10 protein-coding genes are annotated in these 19129 nt (G+C 70.5%); 7 read left to right on the forward strand and 3 right to left on the reverse strand.

The genetic code is table 11. From position 1 onward, the window contains the following. Positions 1-19: 19 nt before the first annotated feature. Positions 20-3937 carry a type I polyketide synthase gene (locus tag KME80_RS03275; protein ID WP_219500096.1) on the forward strand — a complete coding sequence of 1306 codons (3918 nt, stop codon included), beginning with the start codon at positions 20-22 and terminating at the stop codon, positions 3935-3937. 88 nt (positions 3938-4025) lie between these two features. Here the strand turns inward: KME80_RS03275 and KME80_RS03280 are convergent, their stop codons facing one another. Beyond that, on the reverse strand, positions 4026-4733 hold the full coding sequence (locus KME80_RS03280; protein ID WP_219500097.1) for a hypothetical protein: 708 nt from the start codon (positions 4731-4733) through the stop codon (positions 4026-4028). Between the two features lie 307 nt (positions 4734-5040). Here KME80_RS03280 and KME80_RS03285 point away from each other — a divergent pair, with 307 nt between their 5' ends. From KME80_RS03285 to KME80_RS03310, 6 genes are all read left to right on the forward strand, one after another. After that, entirely contained in the window at positions 5041-5775 is a 735-nt protein-coding gene (locus tag KME80_RS03285) for an NUDIX hydrolase (protein WP_219500100.1), read from the forward strand. Further along, complete coding sequence (locus KME80_RS03290) at positions 5772-6890, forward strand: 5'-methylthioadenosine/S-adenosylhomocysteine nucleosidase family protein (protein WP_219500102.1); 1119 nt, start codon at positions 5772-5774, stop codon at positions 6888-6890. The genes KME80_RS03285 and KME80_RS03290 overlap by 4 nt, the downstream gene beginning before the upstream one ends. Further along, positions 6887-8851 carry a hypothetical protein gene (locus KME80_RS03295; RefSeq protein ID WP_219500104.1) on the forward strand — a complete coding sequence of 655 codons (1965 nt, stop codon included), beginning with the start codon at positions 6887-6889 and terminating at the stop codon, positions 8849-8851. The genes KME80_RS03290 and KME80_RS03295 overlap by 4 nt, the downstream gene beginning before the upstream one ends. A gap of 136 nt (positions 8852-8987) precedes the next feature. Then, the gene (locus KME80_RS03300; protein ID WP_219500106.1) at positions 8988-9530 is read left to right on the forward strand and encodes a hypothetical protein; all 543 of its coding nucleotides are present in this window, start codon (positions 8988-8990) and stop codon (positions 9528-9530) included. Between the two features lie 54 nt (positions 9531-9584). After that, positions 9585-10451 (forward strand): hypothetical protein, encoded by an 867-nt coding sequence (locus tag KME80_RS03305; RefSeq protein ID WP_219500108.1) that lies wholly within the window; start codon positions 9585-9587, stop codon positions 10449-10451. Next, positions 10448-14377, forward strand: coding sequence for a CHAT domain-containing protein (locus KME80_RS03310; RefSeq protein WP_219500110.1), 3930 nt, complete (start codon positions 10448-10450; stop codon positions 14375-14377). The genes KME80_RS03305 and KME80_RS03310 overlap by 4 nt, the downstream gene beginning before the upstream one ends. Positions 14378-14535: 158 nt before the next feature. Here KME80_RS03310 and KME80_RS03315 read toward each other — a convergent pair whose 3' ends face one another. Together KME80_RS03315 and KME80_RS03320 are read right to left on the reverse strand one after the other, a co-directional pair. Continuing rightward, the gene (locus KME80_RS03315) at positions 14536-15414 is read right to left on the reverse strand and encodes a hypothetical protein (protein WP_219500111.1); all 879 of its coding nucleotides are present in this window, start codon (positions 15412-15414) and stop codon (positions 14536-14538) included. Positions 15415-15626: 212 nt separating this feature from the next. Beyond that, on the reverse strand, positions 15627-18695 hold the full coding sequence (locus KME80_RS03320; protein ID WP_219500113.1) for a DEAD/DEAH box helicase: 3069 nt from the start codon (positions 18693-18695) through the stop codon (positions 15627-15629). Positions 18696-19129 lie beyond the last annotated feature (434 nt).

A 19129-nucleotide genomic window follows, 5' to 3' on the forward strand; every position in this document is an offset into this window, starting at 1 on the left:
TCGAAGGGAAACGAGCGCGATGGTCGATAGTCCGAGCGGGATCCGGCCGGAACCGGTGGCGGTGGTCGGGATCGGTTGCCGCTTCCCCGGCGACGCCGGCTCACCTGACGCGTTCTGGGACCTGCTGTGCGACGGCCGCAACACCACCCGGCCGCTGCCCGCCGAACGCTGGCTCCCGTACGAGAACCGCAGCCCCGAGGACGCCGCCGCGCTGCGCGACGCCGTGCGCCACGGCAGTTTCCTGAGCGACGTCGAGGGCTTCGACGCCGAGTTCTTCGGGCTGTCGCCGCGCGAGGCCGAGCTGATGGACCCGCAGCAGCGGATCCTCATGGAGACCGCGTGGGAGGCGCTCGAACACGCCGGCCTGCCCCCGCACGAGCTGGCCGGCACCGACGCCGGGGTGTTCGTCGGCGTGTGCACCGCCGACTACGGCAGCCGCCTGCTGGAGGACCTGCCCCAGATCGAGGCGTGGACCGGCATCGGCGCCGCGACCTGCGCCGTCGCCAACCGCATCTCCTACTCCCTCGACCTGCGCGGGCCCAGCATGGCCGTCGACACCGCCTGCTCGGCGTCGCTGGTCGCGCTCCACCTGGCCGCGCAGAGCCTGCGGCTCGGCGAGAGCGACGTCGCCCTGGCCGGCGGCGTCAACCTGCTCGTCACCCCCGGCCAGACCCTCACGCTCGGCACCGCCGGAGCCCTGGCCCCCGACGGCCGGTCCAAGTCGTTCGACGCCGCCGCCGACGGCTACGGGCGCGGCGAGGGCTGCGGCGTCGTCGTGCTCAAACGGCTGTCCGACGCCCGCCGCGACGGCGACCGCGTCCTCGCGCTCGTCATCGGCAGCGCCGTCAACCAGGACGGGCACACCAACGGCATCATGGCGCCGTGCGGCGAGGCCCAGGAACACGTGATGACCAGGGCGCTGCGCCAGGCACGCGTCTCGCCCGCCACGGTCGGCTACGTCGAGGCGCACGGCACCGGCACCCGCCTCGGCGACCCGCTGGAGGCCGGCGCCCTCGCCGCCGTCTACGGCACCGGCCGCGCGCCCGGCGACCCGTGCCTCATCGGCTCGGTCAAGTCCAACATCGGCCACCTCGAAGGCGCCGCCGGCATCGCCGGGATCATCAAGGCGGTGCTCGCCCTCCACCGCGGCGAGATCCCGCCGACCGTCCTGACCACCCCGAACCCGGCCATCGACTGGGACAGCTCCGGGCTCAGCGTCGTCACCGAACGGACGGCCTGGCCCGAGAGCGACCACCCCCGCCGGGCGGGCGTCTCCAGCTTCGGCTACGGCGGCACGGTCGCGCACATCCTCCTCGAACAGGCCCCTGCGGAAGCGGCCAAGCCGCCGGCGGGCGAGCCGGCCGCGGCGCGGCAGGGGGAGCCGTCCGGGGCGCGCCTGTTCCCGGTGTCGGCCGCCTCAGAGGCGGCGCTGCGCCAGTACGCGGGCACGCTCGCCGAACAGCTCAAGCGCCTCGACCTCGCCTCGGCCGGGCACACGCTCGCCCTGCGGCGCACCCACCTCGGCCGCCGAGCCGTCGTCATCGGCGCCGGCCACGACGAGGTGACCACCGGCCTGCGCAGGCTCGCCGACGACCTGCCGTCCGAATCCGTCCTCACCGGCGACGTGCTGCCCGACCTGGGCCCCGGCCCCGTCTGGGTGTTCTCCGGACAGGGGTGCCAGTGGCGCGGCATGGGCCGCGACCTGCTCGCCGAACCCGAGTTCGCCGCCGTCGTCGACGAGATCGAGCCGATCTTCGCCGAGGAGATCGGCTTCTCCCCCCGGCAGGTCCTCACCGAGGGCGCCCTGGACGGCATCGACCGCGTCCAGACCATGATCTTCGTCATGCAGCTGGGACTCGCCCGGCTCTGGAACGCGCACGGCGTGCGGCCGACGGCCGTCATCGGCCACTCCGTCGGCGAGATCGCGGCGGCCGTGACAGCCGGCGCGATGAGCGTCGCCGACGGCGCGCGCCTGATCTGCCGCCGCTCCCGGCTGCTGCGCCAGGCCGAGGGCAAGGGGGCCATGGTGATGGCCGGCCTGCCGTTCGAGGAGGCGGCCGAGCGGCTCGCCGGCCGTACCGACCTGGTCGCCGCCATCGCCTCCGCGCCCGGCTCCACCGTGCTGTCCGGCGACGTCGCCGCCGTCGAGGCGGTCCTGAACGAGTGGCCCGCCGAAGGCATCGTGGTCCGCCGGGTCGCCTCCGACGTGGCCTTCCACAGCCCCCAGATGGAACCGCTGGCCGTCGAGCTCGCGGCCTCGCTGGCCGGCCTCCCGTTCGGTGCGCCCCGCATCCCCATGTACACCACCGCGCTGCCCGACCCCAGGTCGACGCCCGTCCTGGACAGCGCCTACTGGGCGGTCAACCTCCGCGACCCGGTACGCCTCGCCGCCGCCACGACGGCCGCCGCGCAGGACGGCTACCGGGCGTTCCTGGAGATCTCCCCGCATCCCGTGGTCGCCCACTCCGTCACCGAGACGCTGGAGGAGGCCGGGTTCGAGGACGTCTTCGTCGGCACGACGCTCCGCCGCAACCAGCCCGAACAGGCGACGTTCCTGACCGCGCTGGGCCTGGCGCACTGCCACGGCATCGACGTGGACTGGCGGCGACTGCAGCCCGGCGGCGGCCTGGCCGACCTGCCGCCCTACGCCTGGCAGCACCGCCGCCACTGGCGCGACGCCTCCGGCGGCGACGACAACCGCGGCCACGACGTACGCTCCCACACCCTGCTCGGCGCCGGCACGACCCTCGCGGGCAGCGCGACACGCCTGTGGCGCACCAGCCTGGAGGACGCGAACCGCCCCTACCCGGGCAGCCACGCCGTCAGCGGCATCGAGATCGTGCCTGCCGCGGTCCTGGTGAACACATTCCTGGAGGCGGCAGGTACGGGAGCGGCCGGTACGGGGGCGGCCGGTACGGGGGCGGCCGGTTCGGGGGAGGGCGCTTCGCCGCCCGTACTCTCCGACGTGGAGATGATGCACCCCCTGATGACCGCCGAACGCCGGCAGATCCAGGTCGTCCACGAGCCTCCCGCGATCCGGCTCGCCGCCCGCACGCCCGCCACCCCCGGCGAACCCGAACCCACCTGGCTCGTCCACGTCACCGCGTCGACGACCACCGCGTCGACGGCTGCCGCGTCGACGACCACCGCGTCGACGGCCGCCGATTCGACCGGCGCGGCCACCCGGGCCCCGGACGGCGCACTGCCCGACGCGGACGCGGCCGGACTCACCCCGATCGACCCCGGCTTCGTCCACGCCCGGCTGGCCGCCGTCGGCGTCCCCACCACGGGCTTCGACTGGACGATCGAGACCCTTCTGGGCCGTGACGGCGCCCTCCGCGCGACCGTCCACACCCCGCACCCCGCCGACACGCCCCCCACCTGGGCGCCGGCGCTCGACGCGGTGATGTCCGTGGCCCCCTGCGTGTTCCCCGGCGACCCGGTGCTGCGCATGGTCGTGCACATCGACGAGGTGGCGCTGACCGGCGCCCCGCCGGACACCGTCATCATCGACGCCGCCGTGGACCCGGCAGCCGACGACACGGTCCTCGCGCTCCTGGCCGACGCCGACGGTCACGTGATCGGCCACCTGACCGGCCTGCGCTACCCGGTCATCGACGCACCCGTGGCGGCCGAGGACGACCTCCAGGAGCCCGCGGAATCGCTCGCCGGGCTGTCACCGGAGAAGCTGCGCGCGTACGTCCTCGACGAGACCCGCGCGGAGATCGCGTCGGTGATGCGGCTCGCCCCGGCGGACCTGGCGATCCGCCGCCCCCTCGTCGAGCAGGGGCTCGACTCGGTGATGACCGTCATGGTCAGGCGCCGCCTGGACAAGCGCTTCGGCTGCCGCCTCCCCGCGACCCTGCTGTGGCAGCAACCCACCATCTCCGCCATCGCCGACCACCTGACCACCCTGCTCACCCCCGCCCAGGACTGACCCGCCCGGCCGGCGCACCCGCGTCGGCCGGCCCCGGATCGTCAGCTCACCCCGGGCGAAGGTCATGCCGTCGTGCCCTCGCCCGAAATCAGCCGGCCGAGCCAGGGGAGAGCGGACCGTACCGCAAGTACGAATAAAGGGCATCGGTCGGCAACGCAGCCCAATTACCCGGATAAATCTCCCCATGCTCCGGTTCAGAGCAGCAGGTGATGTAATGCGTCATGAACCGATGAATCTGAACCGGCGTACGAATCTCCACGGCATTCGGAGGAATCTGCAATTCTTGGAACGTGTGCCCCGAGTATGAGTATGCGAGCCGCCGATCACGCGAACGCGCCTCGTTGGCCGTACGCGCGTTCCACACGCTGACCCGCAGGGACAGCGAATCCACCAGCCACAACTCGTAGTCGTCGCGATGATCGGCGAGGTGGGTGATGTAGCGGCCCATGACGGTCCGCGCGACCACCTCGGCCCGCTCGGCGAACGTGATCCCGTCGGAGTGCTCGCTGGGCGCCGGGTGCCAGCCCTTGGCATGCTGGTCGGTGTATTCGACCAGGTAGACGAACTCGTCGGCGATCTCGGGTGCGCCCGACTCGTCGAGTTGATCGGCCGCCATCGCCGAGAGCCGAGCCCAGTCAGCGATGCCCGCATACAGCGTCGCCTGCTGCCTGGACGGCGGAACCCCGTCCTGGGGGGTGGTCTCGTCCAGGTTCGGCATGTTGAGCAGGGCCGCGACCTGGTGGAGCCGGCGAGGGGGAACCAGACGGTCCCGCGCTTCGGTGAGATCGTTCGTCACGGCCTTCAGTGTGGCGTGGCACCCAATGGCGAGTCATAGGAAAGCCCAAAAGATCTTCCTAGCGCGCTTCCCCGTAGGCCGAATGCGGGCTTCAGGGCCCTATTTATCCAGAAATATCCGGACAGTAGCCGGGCGCACGAATGGCACTGGCACGAAATTGTCGGTGGGGCGGCCTAGCGTCCTCGGCATGACCACACCGAGCAGCCGACCCCCCATGTCCGCTTTAGCGCGGAACGTCATCGACGGATGGCGAAGCTAACCACCGCGCTACTTTTTGTCAGATTGACAAAAACGTACAGTCGGCCCCATGAGCGACGACGCATGGGAGCCGCCGGCCATCTTGCTCGCCGTTGACCTGGTGATCCTTACCTTGCGAGAAGCGCGTCTGCACGTGCTGCTCGTCGAGCGCGGCATCGAGCCGTACAAGGGCGCCCAGGCCCTGCCGGGCGGATTCCTTCAGCACTCACAAGAAAGCCTCGTCGCCGCGGCTCATCGCGAGCTCGCGGAGGAGGCCGACCTGGATGTGGAGACGCTTTGCCTGGAACAGCTCGGTGTCTACGACGATCCCGGCCGCGACCCCCGCGGCCGGGTGGTGAGCGTCGCCTTCCTGGCCATCGCCCCGAGGCTGCCCGAGCCGACCGCCGGGACCGACGCCGCCGACGCCGGATGGCAGCCCACAGACCGCGTGCTCTCCGGCGAGCTGAACCTCGCCTTCGACCACCGGCGCATCGTCACCGACGGCGTCGAGCGCGCCCGGGCCAAGCTCGAACACTCCGCACTCGCCACGGCTTTCGTCGGTCCGACGTTCACGATCACCGACCTCCAGGACGTGTACGAGGCGGTCTGGGGGATGCCCCTCGACCCCCGGAACTTCTACCGAAAGATCAAGAAAACTGATGGCTTCATCGTCCCGGCCGGTTCGGCACGCAAGGCCGCGACCGGCCGACCCGCCCGGCTGTTCAGAGCCGGGCCTCGTGAGGCGCTCTACCCCCCGATGATCCGTCCCGCCGATCCGCCGAACGGAAAGGAGCAGGCGCAGTGAGCCCAGTCGTGATCCTCACCGCCCTAGACCTGGAATACCAGGCGATCAAAGAGAAGCTGACCGGCCTACGCCTGCACCGGCACCCGCAAGGCACCCTGTTCGAGGTGGGCCGCCTGGCGAACCGGCGAGGTCGCGTCGCCCTCGCGCACGTCGGCAAGGGCAACCATTCGGCCGCGGTGCTGGCCGAACGCGCCATCGCCGAGTTCCGGCCGGCAGCTCTGCTCTTCGTGGGCGTGGCCGGCGCGCTGCACACGCACATCGCGCTCGGGGACGTCGTGGTAGCCACGCACGTGTACGCCTTCCACGGCGGTACGAGCGAGGACGACGGATTCAAGAGCCGCCCCCGCGTCTGGCAGACCTCACACGCCGCTGAGCAGATCGCCCAGCACCTGCACCGCAGCGGCTCCTGGGCCGACGATCTGGATCCCCGCCCGCAGGTGCACTTCGGGCCCATCGCCGCAGGGGAGGTGGTCCTGAACTCCCGGCTCTCCGAGCACGCCCGCTGGATTCGCGACCACTACAACGACGCGCGCGCGATCGAGATGGAAGGCGCCGGCGTCGCACAGGCCGGTCACCTGAACCGGGCACTGCCCGTCGTCGTCGTCCGCGGCATCAGTGACCGGGCCGACGGCACCAAGGAAGCCACGGACGGCCAGCAGTGGCAGCCGAGAGCCGCGGCCAACGCGGCCACGTTCGCCGCGGCGCTGGCCGAGGAGTTGTCCACCGAAGAACTCGCGACAAGGAGCACCACCATGCCTGAGACCACCAGGAACATCGCCACGGGAAACGCCCGCGTCGGAGTGCAGGCGGGCAGCGTGCACGGCGGAGTGCGGATCGCCCCCGAGACTTCCCAGCCGGAGGGCCTGCCTCAGGCGCTGGCCGGGTTCCGTTCCAGCCTGTGGCAGGCCTGGGCCGACGGACGCCTGGACGAGGCGACGTACAAGGCAGCCGAAGCGGAGCTCGTCGCCGCCGACCAGGCGCTGGAGGCGAAGTCCGCGGAGCGCAAGAACACGCTGACCTTGGCGCTGAAGAAGCTCCGCGGGCTCGTCGGCGACCTGGCCGACCTGGCCGCGCAGTTGGCCGTCATCATCACCCTGGCCCAATCCCTGTCATGACGGACCCAGGACCCCACGTCGAGAACGTGGCCACAGACTCTCATGTCGCCGTGCAGGCAGGGACGGTTCACGTCGATGCCATCTACATGACGACACCGCACGATCCGCCCGAGACCAAGTTCCGGGCCGGTGTCTCCTTCCTCAAAGGCCGCATGCCAGGACCGGCGCGCCACCTCATCAACGAGGCCAGGGTCGGCTACGCCACCAACGAGGTCTACTTCTACTGGCTGCTCGCCATGGTGAGCGGCCGGACGCGGCACGAGCTGACCAAGGACGAGATCGCCCAGCTGCGGGACCGGCGTGCCATCATGCGGCTCTCGGGTGAAGACCCGTGGCGCGACGGCGTACGCATCATCGACCGTCTCCTCGAGTCGGCGGGCAAACCCGAGGAGGACATCCGTGTCGTGGTCAAGGACCTCGACGCGCTCCGCGAACCACAGCGCAGCCTGATCCTGGAGCATCTGGAGCTGTATCTCGAGGGCCCCATCGAGGACCATCTGTGGCGTCTCGCGCTGACGAAGGCCAGGACCGAGCAGATGGCAGGGGGACGGAAGGACCGGATCTGGAAGTTCTTCCACCCGGCCCCGAAAGAGCCACTGCCCTGGATCCCGAGGCCCCCTGACATCCCGTTGTCCACGCGAGCCGGTGCAGTGACGGCCGCGGTCACGTTGGTCATGGCCACTGCCTACCTCGGCCACCTGATCCTGCAGACCGGCCGCATCCTCCTCGTGCTCGCGTACACGCTCGGCGTCGCCGGCGCCTACGTCGGTGCGCGTAACGCCGCGGACTGGCATTTCCGTGTGGTGCGCCGCCGTGCCAAGGACCGGCAGTATCTGGGGCCCACGACCAAGGCCGAGCGCGGCAGCTTCGCGAAGAGGGCGGAGCACCGCATCGACCACTACTTCGCCACGTACCTGCCGCCGGGTGTGGACCGTGACAACTGGATGGTCCATACCAGGGGCATCCGCTGCAGCCTGCGCGACGAACTCGCGGAGGTCTACGGAGAAACACGGGCCGGGGTCGAGAGGATCGCCTGGCTCATCCGGCATCGAGCGAGCGACGCCAGCACCCGCCAAAGAGAAGGCACACTGTGGAGCTATCGTGCGGAACTCGCCACCCCGACACGGACGAAAGCCCTGGCGATACTAGGGGTCCTCACCCTCGCAGGCGCAGGCGGATGGGCTGCGATCGGCGCCGTACCGGTCGAGCCTCTGCGCGCGATCGGCGCGATCACCCTTCTGTTGATCTCCGCCTGGGTCGGTGCCCGCGCCTGGCTCCACATCGTCCTTGAGCGCCGCCGCTACGCCGCGGACCAGCTCGAAAGCGACCAGACCCTGAAGTCCGACCTGGCAGCCCTGGACCGTTGGCGCGCGAAAATGGCGGACAAACCTCGTGATGAGGAGATAGCGGACTGGCTGGACTGCGACCGGAAAGTACTCCTCGACAAGGCGTTGCGGCACTACAGGCTCACCATGAGCCACGTCATCGCTCACGCCTTCATCGAGGCCCCCGCCCGATCGAGCGCCCGCGCGCGCATGAGGGGCGGCCCGTGGCGCTACAAGAAGTATCAGCTCCTGGTCTTCCTCATCACCCAGGAAGGCGTCCGCCAGCTCACGGTCACCCTCGACTTCCTGAACGCCACCTTCCACGACGAGCAGCGGCTCAACTACCGCTTCGAAGCCGTCGCCTCCGTACAGGTCAGCCAATCGGACAACGACGAGCGCACCTTCGAGCTCACTCTCGTCAACGGCGACAAGATCAGCGTCGAGGTGAGCTCCGGGTTCGAGGACCTCCAGCAGGACGAAAACCCTGGCCGGGTGTCCGAAGTGTCCCTGGACGCCGCCGGCCTCCCACACACCCTCCACGTCCTGGAAGGAATCGCCGCAGAGGGGAAAGGCTGGGTCGAACAGCAAGAACTGCGCACGGGCCACCTGACGGCCGCGTTGGCGGATCACGCATGAAGCGCGCTCTGGCCGAGTTTTCCCGGATCGCCCCTCGGCCAGGCTTCCTGCGTCATCCTAGGCGTACAGTCAGCGTCGCCGTCTCCACGGAGGGTCACGCATGTCGCTCTTCCCCTCGTCGGCATCCGATTCGCAAGTGTCGCTACGCAAGCTGGCGACCACCGATTTCCTGGTGGTCGACGCACCTCCCGCCGCCGGCGCGGCGCAGGAGGTCAGGTTCCTGGTCGTCCGTACCTCCAGGGACGGCATCGTCGGGTTGCTGCGCGGCGGTTCCACGGCAGGCTCGGATCAGGCCCCGGCGGCGGGGGCGTTGGTCGTGCCGGAGGAGACCCCGATCGGGGACCTGCTCGCGCCGGGCGCGGCGAGCCTGTTCGACATCGATCCCGACCCGGCCGGGGTGGTGCTCGTCTCGCCCACGGGAGCGCCGACGGCTGTCGTGCCCCAGGAGGTCATCGACGACTTCTTCGCCACGCAGGCCGCCGAGCGCTCGCTCGGTCCCGGGGGAGAGGCGGGCGACAACCGGTTCCCCGATCTGCCGGATCAGGGCCGGCCGCACTACCGGCTGCTGTGCCGGGAGCCCGGGTGCGGCTGGCCGAACGAGGTCACCGAATGGAACCGGCTCCGCCCGCTGAAATGCGGCAACCCGGTCATGGAGCACGACATCCGGCTGTACGCGTAACCCGGGGCGACGCTGATGCTGCCGTTGCTGACAGGCCCGGTCGATCGTCGTTTCATGCTGACCGCGGTGCTCCCCGCGCTCCTCCTCTGCGCCGGACTGTTACTCCTCTGGGCGTACGTGACCGGCCTCTCCCAAGCGCTGGCCGGGTGGAAGGCGCTCGACGCCACCGTCCAATGGCTGCGCTGCGGAGCGTTCGCCGTCGTCGTCGCGTTCGTCTCGCTGCTGCTCACCGCGGCGCAGCCCAAGCTGGTCGAGCTGTTCGCCGGAACGTGGCCGACACCTCTCGGGCGGGCCGCGGCGCGCGTCTGGTCCGCCTACCACAGGGCGCGGCTGCGGCGCTGGAAACGCCTCAGCCGCACCGGATCGCGGCACCAGCAGGCCCGCGCCCGCAAGGCGCTCTCCACCGTCTACCCGTCCCCCGACGTGCCCGAAGAGGTGCTGCCGACCCGGTTCGGCAACGCGCTGCGCCGCTCCGAGCAGTACGCGCGCGCTCGCTACGGCATCAGGCCGAGCTCGGTGTGGCCCCGCCTGCAGCCGATGCTCACCCAGCAGTCCCTCGTCGACCTCGCCGCCGCCCGCACGAACATGATCCTGATGCTCACCCTCACCGTGGTCGCCTGCGTGTTCACGGTCGCCGCGCTGGCGGCCCTGGCGCTCTCCGGCCGCGAGAGCCTTCCGACGGCCGTGTGCGCCGCGACGGGCCTGGTCGTCGGCCTGGCCGCGCACCGCGCAGCCACCCCCGCGGCGGTGCTGTACGGCGGGCATGTCGAGGTCGCGTTCGACCTGCACCGGCGCACCCTGCTCGGGCAGCTCGGGATCGAGCCGCCGGACACGCTGCAGGACGAGATCGTCCTCTGGGAGCGGCTCGCCGCCTTCTGGGACGACGGCATCCCCTTCGACGTTCCCTGGAGTGCCGGATGACTCTCGCCGACCCGCTGTGGTGGTGCTGTTTCGGCGTCGCCGTGGCCATCTGCGTGGCCGAACACCGGCGGACCCGGCCGCGTCGCCGCAGCAGGATGCCCGCGTGGCGCCGCAGGGCCGTCCGCAACAAGCAGGCGCTCTCAGCACTGCTCGTCATAGCGATCTTGGCCGCCGTCCTCCTCGTCCTCACCCCGGTCATGCGGCCCGTAGCGGACACGGTGGCCGGAGCCGTCGTGCTCGGCGCGCTGCTGGGGCTGCTCTCCTTCGCCGGCCTGACGTACCTGCCGGTGGCGGCCACGATCACGTACGGTCCCGTCCTGGGAGACGAAACGCTCTGGGCGGCCGTGGCGCTGCCGGTCGTCGCCGCCGGAGCGCTCGGCGAACTCGCTGACTGGTGCATGACCTCCCGCGGCTGGAGCCGCGATCCGGGCTGGCGACTCGAACGGCTCCGGTGGGCGACCTGGTCACTCCGGTCACGCAACGAGCAGCGTACGGCCGACCGCGAGCGAGGCAGAGCGGACCAGATCGCCCGCCAGCGGACGATTCTCACCGTCCCACCCAGCCGATGGGGTGTCTTCAGCCGGACGCTGCTGTGGTCGCTGATGATTCTGCCCGGCGCCGTGGTCGTGCTGGTCTCGGCGGGGACGTTGGCAGGGGCAGTGCCGTCCGGGCTGCCGCCCGGCTTCCTGATGGCCTCGCTGCTGGGAGGCTGGCTCGCGATCCTGGTGGTTGCCGCGTTCATCACCGTCACCAGCGGTGACGCACCGCTCGCCCGGGAGGCGCTGTCCGTCGGAGCCGTCGCCGAACTGGCCCTGATGGCGTATCTCGTCGCGGGCCCGTTCGGTGACTGGCTGGCCTCGGCCTGGCCACGGGACGGGTCGCCGCTGTGGACCCTGGCCGTCGTGGGCGTCTACCTCCTGGACTCCCACGCCCACAGGCCGCTCCGCACGTCCGTCCCGGCGATCAACGCCGTGTACGCGGTGGTCATGTTCCCGGTCGGGCTGCTGGCGCTCACGCTGTCGGACAGAGGACTGACGCTGCTGCTCATCGGCACGCTCGTCCACCCCCATCCCGGCATCGTCATGGCCGGGCTGACGCTCAGCATGATCTACGTGTTCCGTGCCGGGCTGGTGATGTGGCGTCTGCCGAACCCGAGGGTGACGATCGCCCAGCTGCGCCGCAGCCCCGAACTGCAGCGGCTCAAGCTCTGGGGATCGTGGCTGCACACGTGGGAGAGCGGACTCCCGCAGCGCAGAGGCATGGATCTCATCCGATGGCTGGGGATCGTCCCGCTCCAGATGAGCCAGGGCGTGCCCGTACACCGCCGGGGTGCGGTCCACCAGCAGCCGGGGCTGTCCGACCAGCACATGCTGCCGCTGTTCGACCTGGTGGAGGAAGGGTTGGAGCTGGCCGGGCGGGTGGCAGAACGCCAGCCGGACGCCGTCCAGGACAAGATCTTCGAGGCCATCCGCGCGGAACGGGGATGGGCGACGCTGATGCACTCGCAGACCCTGCTCGCCCTGCGCCGGATCGAGGAGGCGGAGATCCTCGGCGCGCAGGCCGTGGAGCTGTTCGACCGCACCGAGCGGCGGTCCGCCGCCGCACTTGCCCGGGTCGCGCACGGCCTGACCCTGGCCGAGCTCGGCAGGGACGGCGACGCGCTGCGGCTCCTGCGCGGCGTGGCCGAGGACACGGCGATCGATCCCGGGGTGCGGGAGCTGGCGGCCCGCCGCGGGGTCCCCCTTGCCCCGCCCGGGGCGGACCGGGCCTCCTGGCTCGAGCTCGCGGGAAGCGTACAGTCCCCGGCGGCTTTCAAGGCGTTGCTGAGCGAGGACGAGGAGCCGCGCGGTGAGCGATATCCGCCGCTCACCCGGCACGCGATCCTCGCCGTCGGCCGGCGGATACTCAAGCGGCTGCGCCGGTCGGCCGCCGACGGGACGGCGCTCTATCCGACACCGTTCACCGCGCACCTCGAACTGCTCGCGGGCGCCCGCGAGGACGCGTCCGACGGCCGGACCCGACGGGCGCGGCGGGAGCTGCGGCGAGCCCTGGCCTGGGCCAAGGCCAACGGCCAGCGGCTGGCGGCGGCCGAGACCGGCATCGAGCTCGCCCGCCTGGACCGCATGGTCGACCCCGGCAGCGCCTACCGGCTGCTGTCCGAGGCGCGGGCCACGCTGGAGGAACTGCGCGCCGACTACCTGGAGCCCGACGCCCGGATCACGCAGGGCAGGCTGCTCGCCGAGGCGTGCGGCATGACGGTGGACCTGCTGACCGCCGGTGTGCCCGGCCCGGCCCGGCTGTGGCCGGCGGATCCCGCCGCCGCCGCGCTGGAGGTGAGCGAGCTCGGGCGGGCGCGTGTCCTGCTGGAACTCCTGGGCGACGGCGTGCTGAGCAGGGCGAGCGGGCACTGGGCGGCGGCCGAGCGCCGCGCGATCGAGGCCGAGACCGCGGCGCGTACCAAGGTGTCCGGCACGGACGGCGCCGCCAGGGCCGCGGCGATCGGCACGTGGCGCACCGCGCTGCGGGAGCTGAACGAGGTCTGGGCAGGCATGGAACGCCAATCAGCGGCACCGGAGCTGGCCGAGTACGCGGCGCTTCGCCGGGGCACCCCGGCCGGAACGAGCGAGATCCGCGCGCTCCTCACCGGGTCCGCGACACTGCTGCTCGCCTTCCACGTCACCGAGGGGCCCGTGGTCACCTTCGGCGTCACCGGCGCGCACGACGGGGTCCGGGTGATCCGCGACCCGCACTCCGGCCTGAAGGCACGGACCCCGGATCAGCGCCCTGGCCAGGCTCCGGGCACGCCGAAGGAGCTGGCGAGCCGGTTCCTGGCCGAGGCCGGGGAGAACTACGCGGGCCTGCCGGCCCCCGCGCTCCGCTGGAGCGAACCGGGTGACGTCATCTGCCTGGTCCCGCACGGCCCACTGCACCAGGTGCCGCTCGGCGCGCTCGACCTCGATCTCGGCGACGGGGTCACGGGCCCTCTGATCACCCGCAACCCGGTGGTCTACCTGCCCAGCGCCTCGGCGCTCCGGCACGTCCGAGCGCGTACGAAGCCGCGTACGGGGCCGCGAACAGGGGCCCGGCGCGCCGGGGCGATCGTCGTGGCGGACACGATGGCCGACGCGCCCGTGGTGCACGGCCGCCTCCAGGCCGCCGATCTGGCTGCCCGGTTCGGCGCCCGCGTCCTCAGCGGAGCCGAGGTCACCAAGGAGCGGGTCCTCGCCACCCTCGCCGAACAGGGCCGCCTCGACGTGCTGCATCTGGCCTGTCACGGGTTCTTCGACTCCGAGGAGCCGCTCAGGTCCGGCGTTCACCTGGCGGGAGGCGACCTCCTTACCGCGGCGGACATCCTCGACCTGCGCCTGGACGCCGACCTGGTGACGCTCGCGGCCTGCGACAGCGGGCTCGGCAGGCGCCGCCCCGGCGACGAGCTCATCGGCCTCACCCGCTCGCTCCTCTACGCCGGAGCGGCGTCCGTGCTGGTCACGCTCTGGAAAGTGGAGGAGATCTCGACCGTGCTCCTGCTGCGCGAGTTCTACGCCCGGTGGGCGTCCGGCACGTCGAAGGCCGAAGCGCTTCGCCAGGCCCAGCTCTCGCTCGCGGCCCTCCGCCCGGACCGGCTGATCTCCTACCACCAGCAGATCCGCGCCGAGCTCGGCTCATCGGACGCCGGCACGCGACGACAGCTCGACCGCGGATTCGCCGACGCGCTGCTCAAGGCCCGCCGGTTCGCCGAGGCGTACGCGGCCTACGAGGAACTGCTCGCGGCCGCCGTGCCGGACTCGCCGGAGACCCTGGAGCTCACCGCCCTGCTCGCGCGCTCCCGCCGGGCGAGCCGGGCAACGCCCGCGCCGACCGGCTACCGGCCTTACGCCGATCCGTACTATTGGGCGGGGTTCACCCTGGTGGGCGCCTGGCAGTGACCTTGGGCCGCGGTGAGTGGACGGCCATCGCGTGATCCTTCGAACGGTGTGCATCCACGAAGGAGGCCAGGCGATGGCCGCAGATCACAGTCTGACGGCCGAGCAGTCGCCGGCCAGGCAGATCGGGACCGGGGACTCCGACTTGTTGCACGCGGGCCTCAGGTCTGATCGGCGGCTGCCGAGCCGTCCGAATCCCGGGTCACGGGTTCCGGGCCGTTGCGGAACCGGTAGCCGGTCGACCGGAGATGCCGGTATTCGAGCACGGCCAGCACCAGGGCCGTGGCGGCGCCGCAGAGGTTCAGCGTGAGCCACAGCCAGTCGGGCACGCCCTTGGTGTCGCGCGCGATGAGCTCCTGGCCGCTGATCAGCAGCATGAGCACCGTTGTGCCGATCGGCGCGAGCAGCGGATGGACCTCGCCCATCCAGAACCCGGTGCGCGCCGCCCAGTAGATCGTGCAATACCAGAGGCCGAAGAACCAGGGAACGAGGACGATCGCCGCGAGTATCGCCACGAGAACCCAGAGTGCCGCGCTCCCTGAGGCGTTGATGTCGATGTCACTGGTGAACTCGGCCTCACCATTGGCCAGCGAGGCGAAACTGAGGTTGCTGGCCGCGGCGAAAATCAACACGATCGGCAGGTAGAAAAGGGCCAGCGCGAGCACCGAGCGCCCGATCAGCCGCAGCACGCCGGGCAGCAGCTGGGCGCGGAGCCCGGAGCGCGTGACGACGAATATCGCGAGCAGCGCCAGCGGCAACAGAATGACGGCAAGCCGCCCGGTCTCCATCGCCTTCTGGATGATGTTGCCCCAGACGTCCTGGTAGTGGGAGGTCGCCACCAGGATCACGCCGAGGCCGACAATCGACCGCCAGAACGCCAGCCGGTCCAGCATCCGGTCCTTGGGCGACGGGCCGACCCGGGGCTTGTACAGGAACTTCGCGGTCATCCAGGGAAAGAGCACGGTGGCGATGACGCGCCAGGTCGATTTGCGGCCACCGGGCTCGAGCCTCTGACCGTCGTTCGTCTGCACTGCGGACATCTGGCTCCTCTGCGATATCAACCCGGTACCGCGGACCCCTCGTCTAGCAGGTTGACCGTATAACCAGCGAGTTGGTTCGCACATCCGGTCAAATGTGAGTGGAGTCACAAAGTGCTTGGCGAGCCGACCAACTCGGACAGCATCGCAGGGCATTCCCCGTAGCCTGACTGCTCTATGCCTGATCTGAGCGACTGAGGTGAGGACCGGGTGGCTCAGCCGGCGGTTGCCTTGGCGTAGTGGAATACCTCAGGTGGGAGCCGGTGGTCCAGGCGCCAGACGAAGCGGACGGGTCGCTCGCCCTCGTGGCTCACGTACCGCATCGGCCCCGCGTACGTGTACGGCGGGGCGCCCAGTCCCTCGTCGCGCTTGGACTGCCTGATGAGGAGGTGGATCGTGGATTCGCCCGTCACGTAGCGGCGGGCGGTGGCAGCCGACGAGCGGAGGGTGCTCTGCGACTCCCACTGGAACAAGTCCTCGCTGATCGCCCGGTCGGCGTAGAGCGTGGTGGGGGAGTAGTGGTCCTCCACCTTGTCGATGGTGACGAAGAACAGGTCCGCCCGGTGCTCCTGCACGTATTTGACGCCCTCCCGCATGTGCGCGGGCTTGTCGATGCCGAAGGCGGCCAGCACCTCGTTCTTGCTGTAGCGGGCGTGCACGTGTAGAGGCACGACGGGGTCCAGCGGCGGGGCCACGTGTCGCAGGCCGGAGCGGAGCACGTTCGCCAGCTCTTTCAGCTCATCCGCGCGAGCACCCGTGAGGCGAGCGAACCGGGTCTCCATCCCGGAGATCGGTTCGGTGCCGCCCCACAGCATCGCGTCCAGCATCGCCATCAGGCGTAGCTCGCGCGGCGATTGCGGAGCCTTTCCGGCCAGCACCTCGGTGAGGAAGGCCAGGCGTTCGACGTCGTCGATGTGCAACATCCGGCCGAAGGCCCGTCCGAGCGCCTCGTCACCCGGCGTGCTGCTGAAGCCGGCCGCGTGCCGCAGCGAGGCCCAGCCCTGGCGGCTGCGACGGTAGAGGTCTTCGACGTCCAGCCCGGTCTCCTGCAGGAACGTGGGCAGATTGACGTCTCCGAGGTCGCGGAGTTCTCGTGCCAGGTCCCGCCAGCTGAGGTTGAGGGCCTGCCGGACATTGTCGAGGACGAGCCGGCGTACGTCCCGGTCCAGGTCGATCACGCAACCTGCCGGCAGCGTGGGGAAGCCCTGCTCGATTTCCCGGGCGATGCCGGTACGGCTGGCGCCGGTGAGCGCTCGGTAGCGCCGGTCGAAGCGGAACTGTTTGTGCTGGTGGCCGACGAAGTCGAGCACGGTCAAGCACGGCTTGTCCTCGGCCAGCCGTAGCCCACGGCCGAGCTGCTGCAGGAAGACGGTGGCGCTGTCGGTAGGCCGCAGGAACAGTACGGTGTCGATCTCCGGGACGTCAACGCCCTCGTTGAAGAGGTCGACGGTGAACACGGCGTTGATCTTGCGGTCTCGCAGGTCACGCAGTGCCTGGTCCCGCTCGTCACGCAGGCTGTGCGCGGTGACGGCGACGGAGGGGAGCCCGGCTCGGGTGAAGCGGTCGGCCATGAAGCGGGCATGGTCGATGCTCACGCAGAAGCCGAGGGCGCGCATCCGCCCGACGTCGCCGATCTTGCGTTGCAATGCCTCCAGGACCACGGCGGCACGGCGGTCGTTGCCGGTATAGACGTTGGAGAGCTGGCCCACGTCATACCCCTGGCCCCGGCGCCAGCCGATCTGACGCAGGTCGGTGCCGTCGTGGACGCCGAAATACTGGAACGGGGCCAGCAGTCCGCGTTCCAGCGCCTCCCACAGGCGGAGTTCGGCGGCGATACGGCCACCGAACCAGTGCTTGATGTCCTGGCCATCGGCGCGTTCCGGTGTGGCGGTCAGGCCCAGGAGCACCTTGGGCCGAACTCCGGTGAGCAGTTTCCGGTACGTGGTGGCCTCGGCGTGGTGGAATTCGTCCACGATCACCATGTCGTAGCGGTCAGGCTCAAGGAGCGGGTTGGCGTCCAAGCTCTGGATCGAGGCGAACACGTGCCGCCACTGCTCGGGGCGGGCGCCGTCCACGTACAGCTCGCCGAACGTCTCATCTCGCATCACCTGCCGGAAAGTGAGCAGGCTCTGCCGCAGAATTTCCTTGCGGTGAGCGACGAACAGCACCGACTCCGCCTGCCCGGCCGCGCGCAGCCGCCGGTAATCGAGCGCGGCGACGACGGTCTTGCCGGTGCCGGTGGCCATGACGACGAGGTTGTGCCACCGGTTGTGGATCTGCCGTTCGGCGTCGAGCTCGTCGAGAATTTCGCGCTGGTAGGAGTACGGCCGGACGTCCACGTGCGCGAAGTCGAGCACGACGGCCCGCCCGCCGGCCCGTTCGGCGGACAGGGCGCGGTCCAGCCGCTCGGCGTCATGCTCCGGGTCGTAGGGCTCGAACGACGGATCGCCCCAGTAGTCGTCGAAAGTGGCGGCGAACGTGTCGATCAGGTGTGGCTGTTCGGCCTGGGCGAGGCGGACGTTCCACTCAAGGCCGTGACTGAGAGCGGTGCGCGACAGGTTGGAGGAGCCGACGTAGGCGGTGGACAGGCCGTTGCCGCGGTGAAACAGCCACGCCTTGGCGTGCAGCCTGGTCATCCGGGTGTCGTAGGAGACGCGGATCTCGGCGCCCATGCCCGCCAGCCGGTCCAGCGCAAGGCGGTCGGTGGCGCCGATGTACGTGGTGGTGACCACGCGCAACCTGCCGCCACGCTTTAGGAATTCGTGGATCTCCTCGGCCAGGACGCGCACGCCGTTCCACTTCACGAACGCGCACAGCAGGTCGACGTGATCGGCGGAGGCCAGCTCGCGCTTGAGCTCATGGCCGATCTCCGGCTGTCCGCGGCCGTTGACCAGCAAGGCGCTTCCGGTGAGAGGGACCACCGGCCGCGCTGGGAAGCGCACGCGCCCGCCCGCGTCCCGGCCCCTGGCGATGCCCAGCAACTCATCTGCGGCTTCAACGAGTTCCTCGGGCGAAGCGGCCTCGGGCACCAGTTCACCGATCAAGTCGGCGACCCGGTTGACGATCTCCACCTGCCGCGCCAGCCGCACCGTGTCGCTCTCACCCCGCACCGAGCGGAGCGCCCGGCGAGTGAGGGCAGCCAGATGCCGGGCCAGTGTCTCGTGAGAGTCGGCGAGATCCAAGGACCGGCGATCGATCAGGTCGCGATCGGACACCGCACGCAGCAAGGCGCCCACCTCGCGGGTGATCAGATGCTGGTAGACACCCGGCTGAAGATCGCTCACCTCGGCGACTATAGGACGCGGCCGGCCAGAGCGGTATGCCTTTGCCGAGGTCGAAAAGTGCCTCCCTACTGCGGCTGATGGTGAACTGGATCAAGTGGTCGACTAGATCTGGCGCTGGGGCAGGGGCGGTGAGCGCACCTGTACGAGTGGCTGCTTCTTCTGTGCGTCCTGGCACATTTGCAGCGGCACGACAACCCGTCTAGGCAGAGCCTGGGAACTGCTTAAGGGAGTACGGACCGTCCTGCGACACGAGCGCCGACCATCCCGTCTACCTCATGATCGACAGCCTCTGGCTGTTGAGACTCGCCGTGGGGCAGAGAGTCAGCGCCCGAAGCTGGGCCACTGGACGAGGGCCAGGCCGCCGGACGCGTACACCCTGATCTGGCCGGCCATGTCGGAGGAGCCTGGCCCGCTGTGCGCATCGCCGCTACCTC

The organism is Nonomuraea ceibae, from assembly GCF_019396325.1.
Classification (GTDB): domain Bacteria; phylum Actinomycetota; class Actinomycetes; order Streptosporangiales; family Streptosporangiaceae; genus Nonomuraea; species Nonomuraea ceibae.

What these genes read in the sequence shown, in the direction of transcription:
- KME80_RS03310 (WP_219500110.1), top strand. Translation starts at nt 10,448, where the DNA reads ATGACTCTCGCCGACCCGCTGTGGTGGTGCTGTTTCGGCGTCGCCGTG.
- KME80_RS03305 (WP_219500108.1), top strand. Translation starts at nt 9,585, where the DNA reads ATGCTGACCGCGGTGCTCCCCGCGCTCCTCCTCTGCGCCGGACTGTTA.
- KME80_RS03285 (WP_219500100.1), top strand. Translation starts at nt 5,041, where the DNA reads ATGAGCGACGACGCATGGGAGCCGCCGGCCATCTTGCTCGCCGTTGAC.
- KME80_RS03295 (WP_219500104.1), top strand. Translation starts at nt 6,887, where the DNA reads ATGACGGACCCAGGACCCCACGTCGAGAACGTGGCCACAGACTCTCAT.
- KME80_RS03275 (WP_219500096.1), top strand. Translation starts at nt 20, where the DNA reads ATGGTCGATAGTCCGAGCGGGATCCGGCCGGAACCGGTGGCGGTGGTC.
- KME80_RS03315 (WP_219500111.1), bottom strand. Translation starts at nt 15,414, where the DNA reads ATGTCCGCAGTGCAGACGAACGACGGTCAGAGGCTCGAGCCCGGTGGC.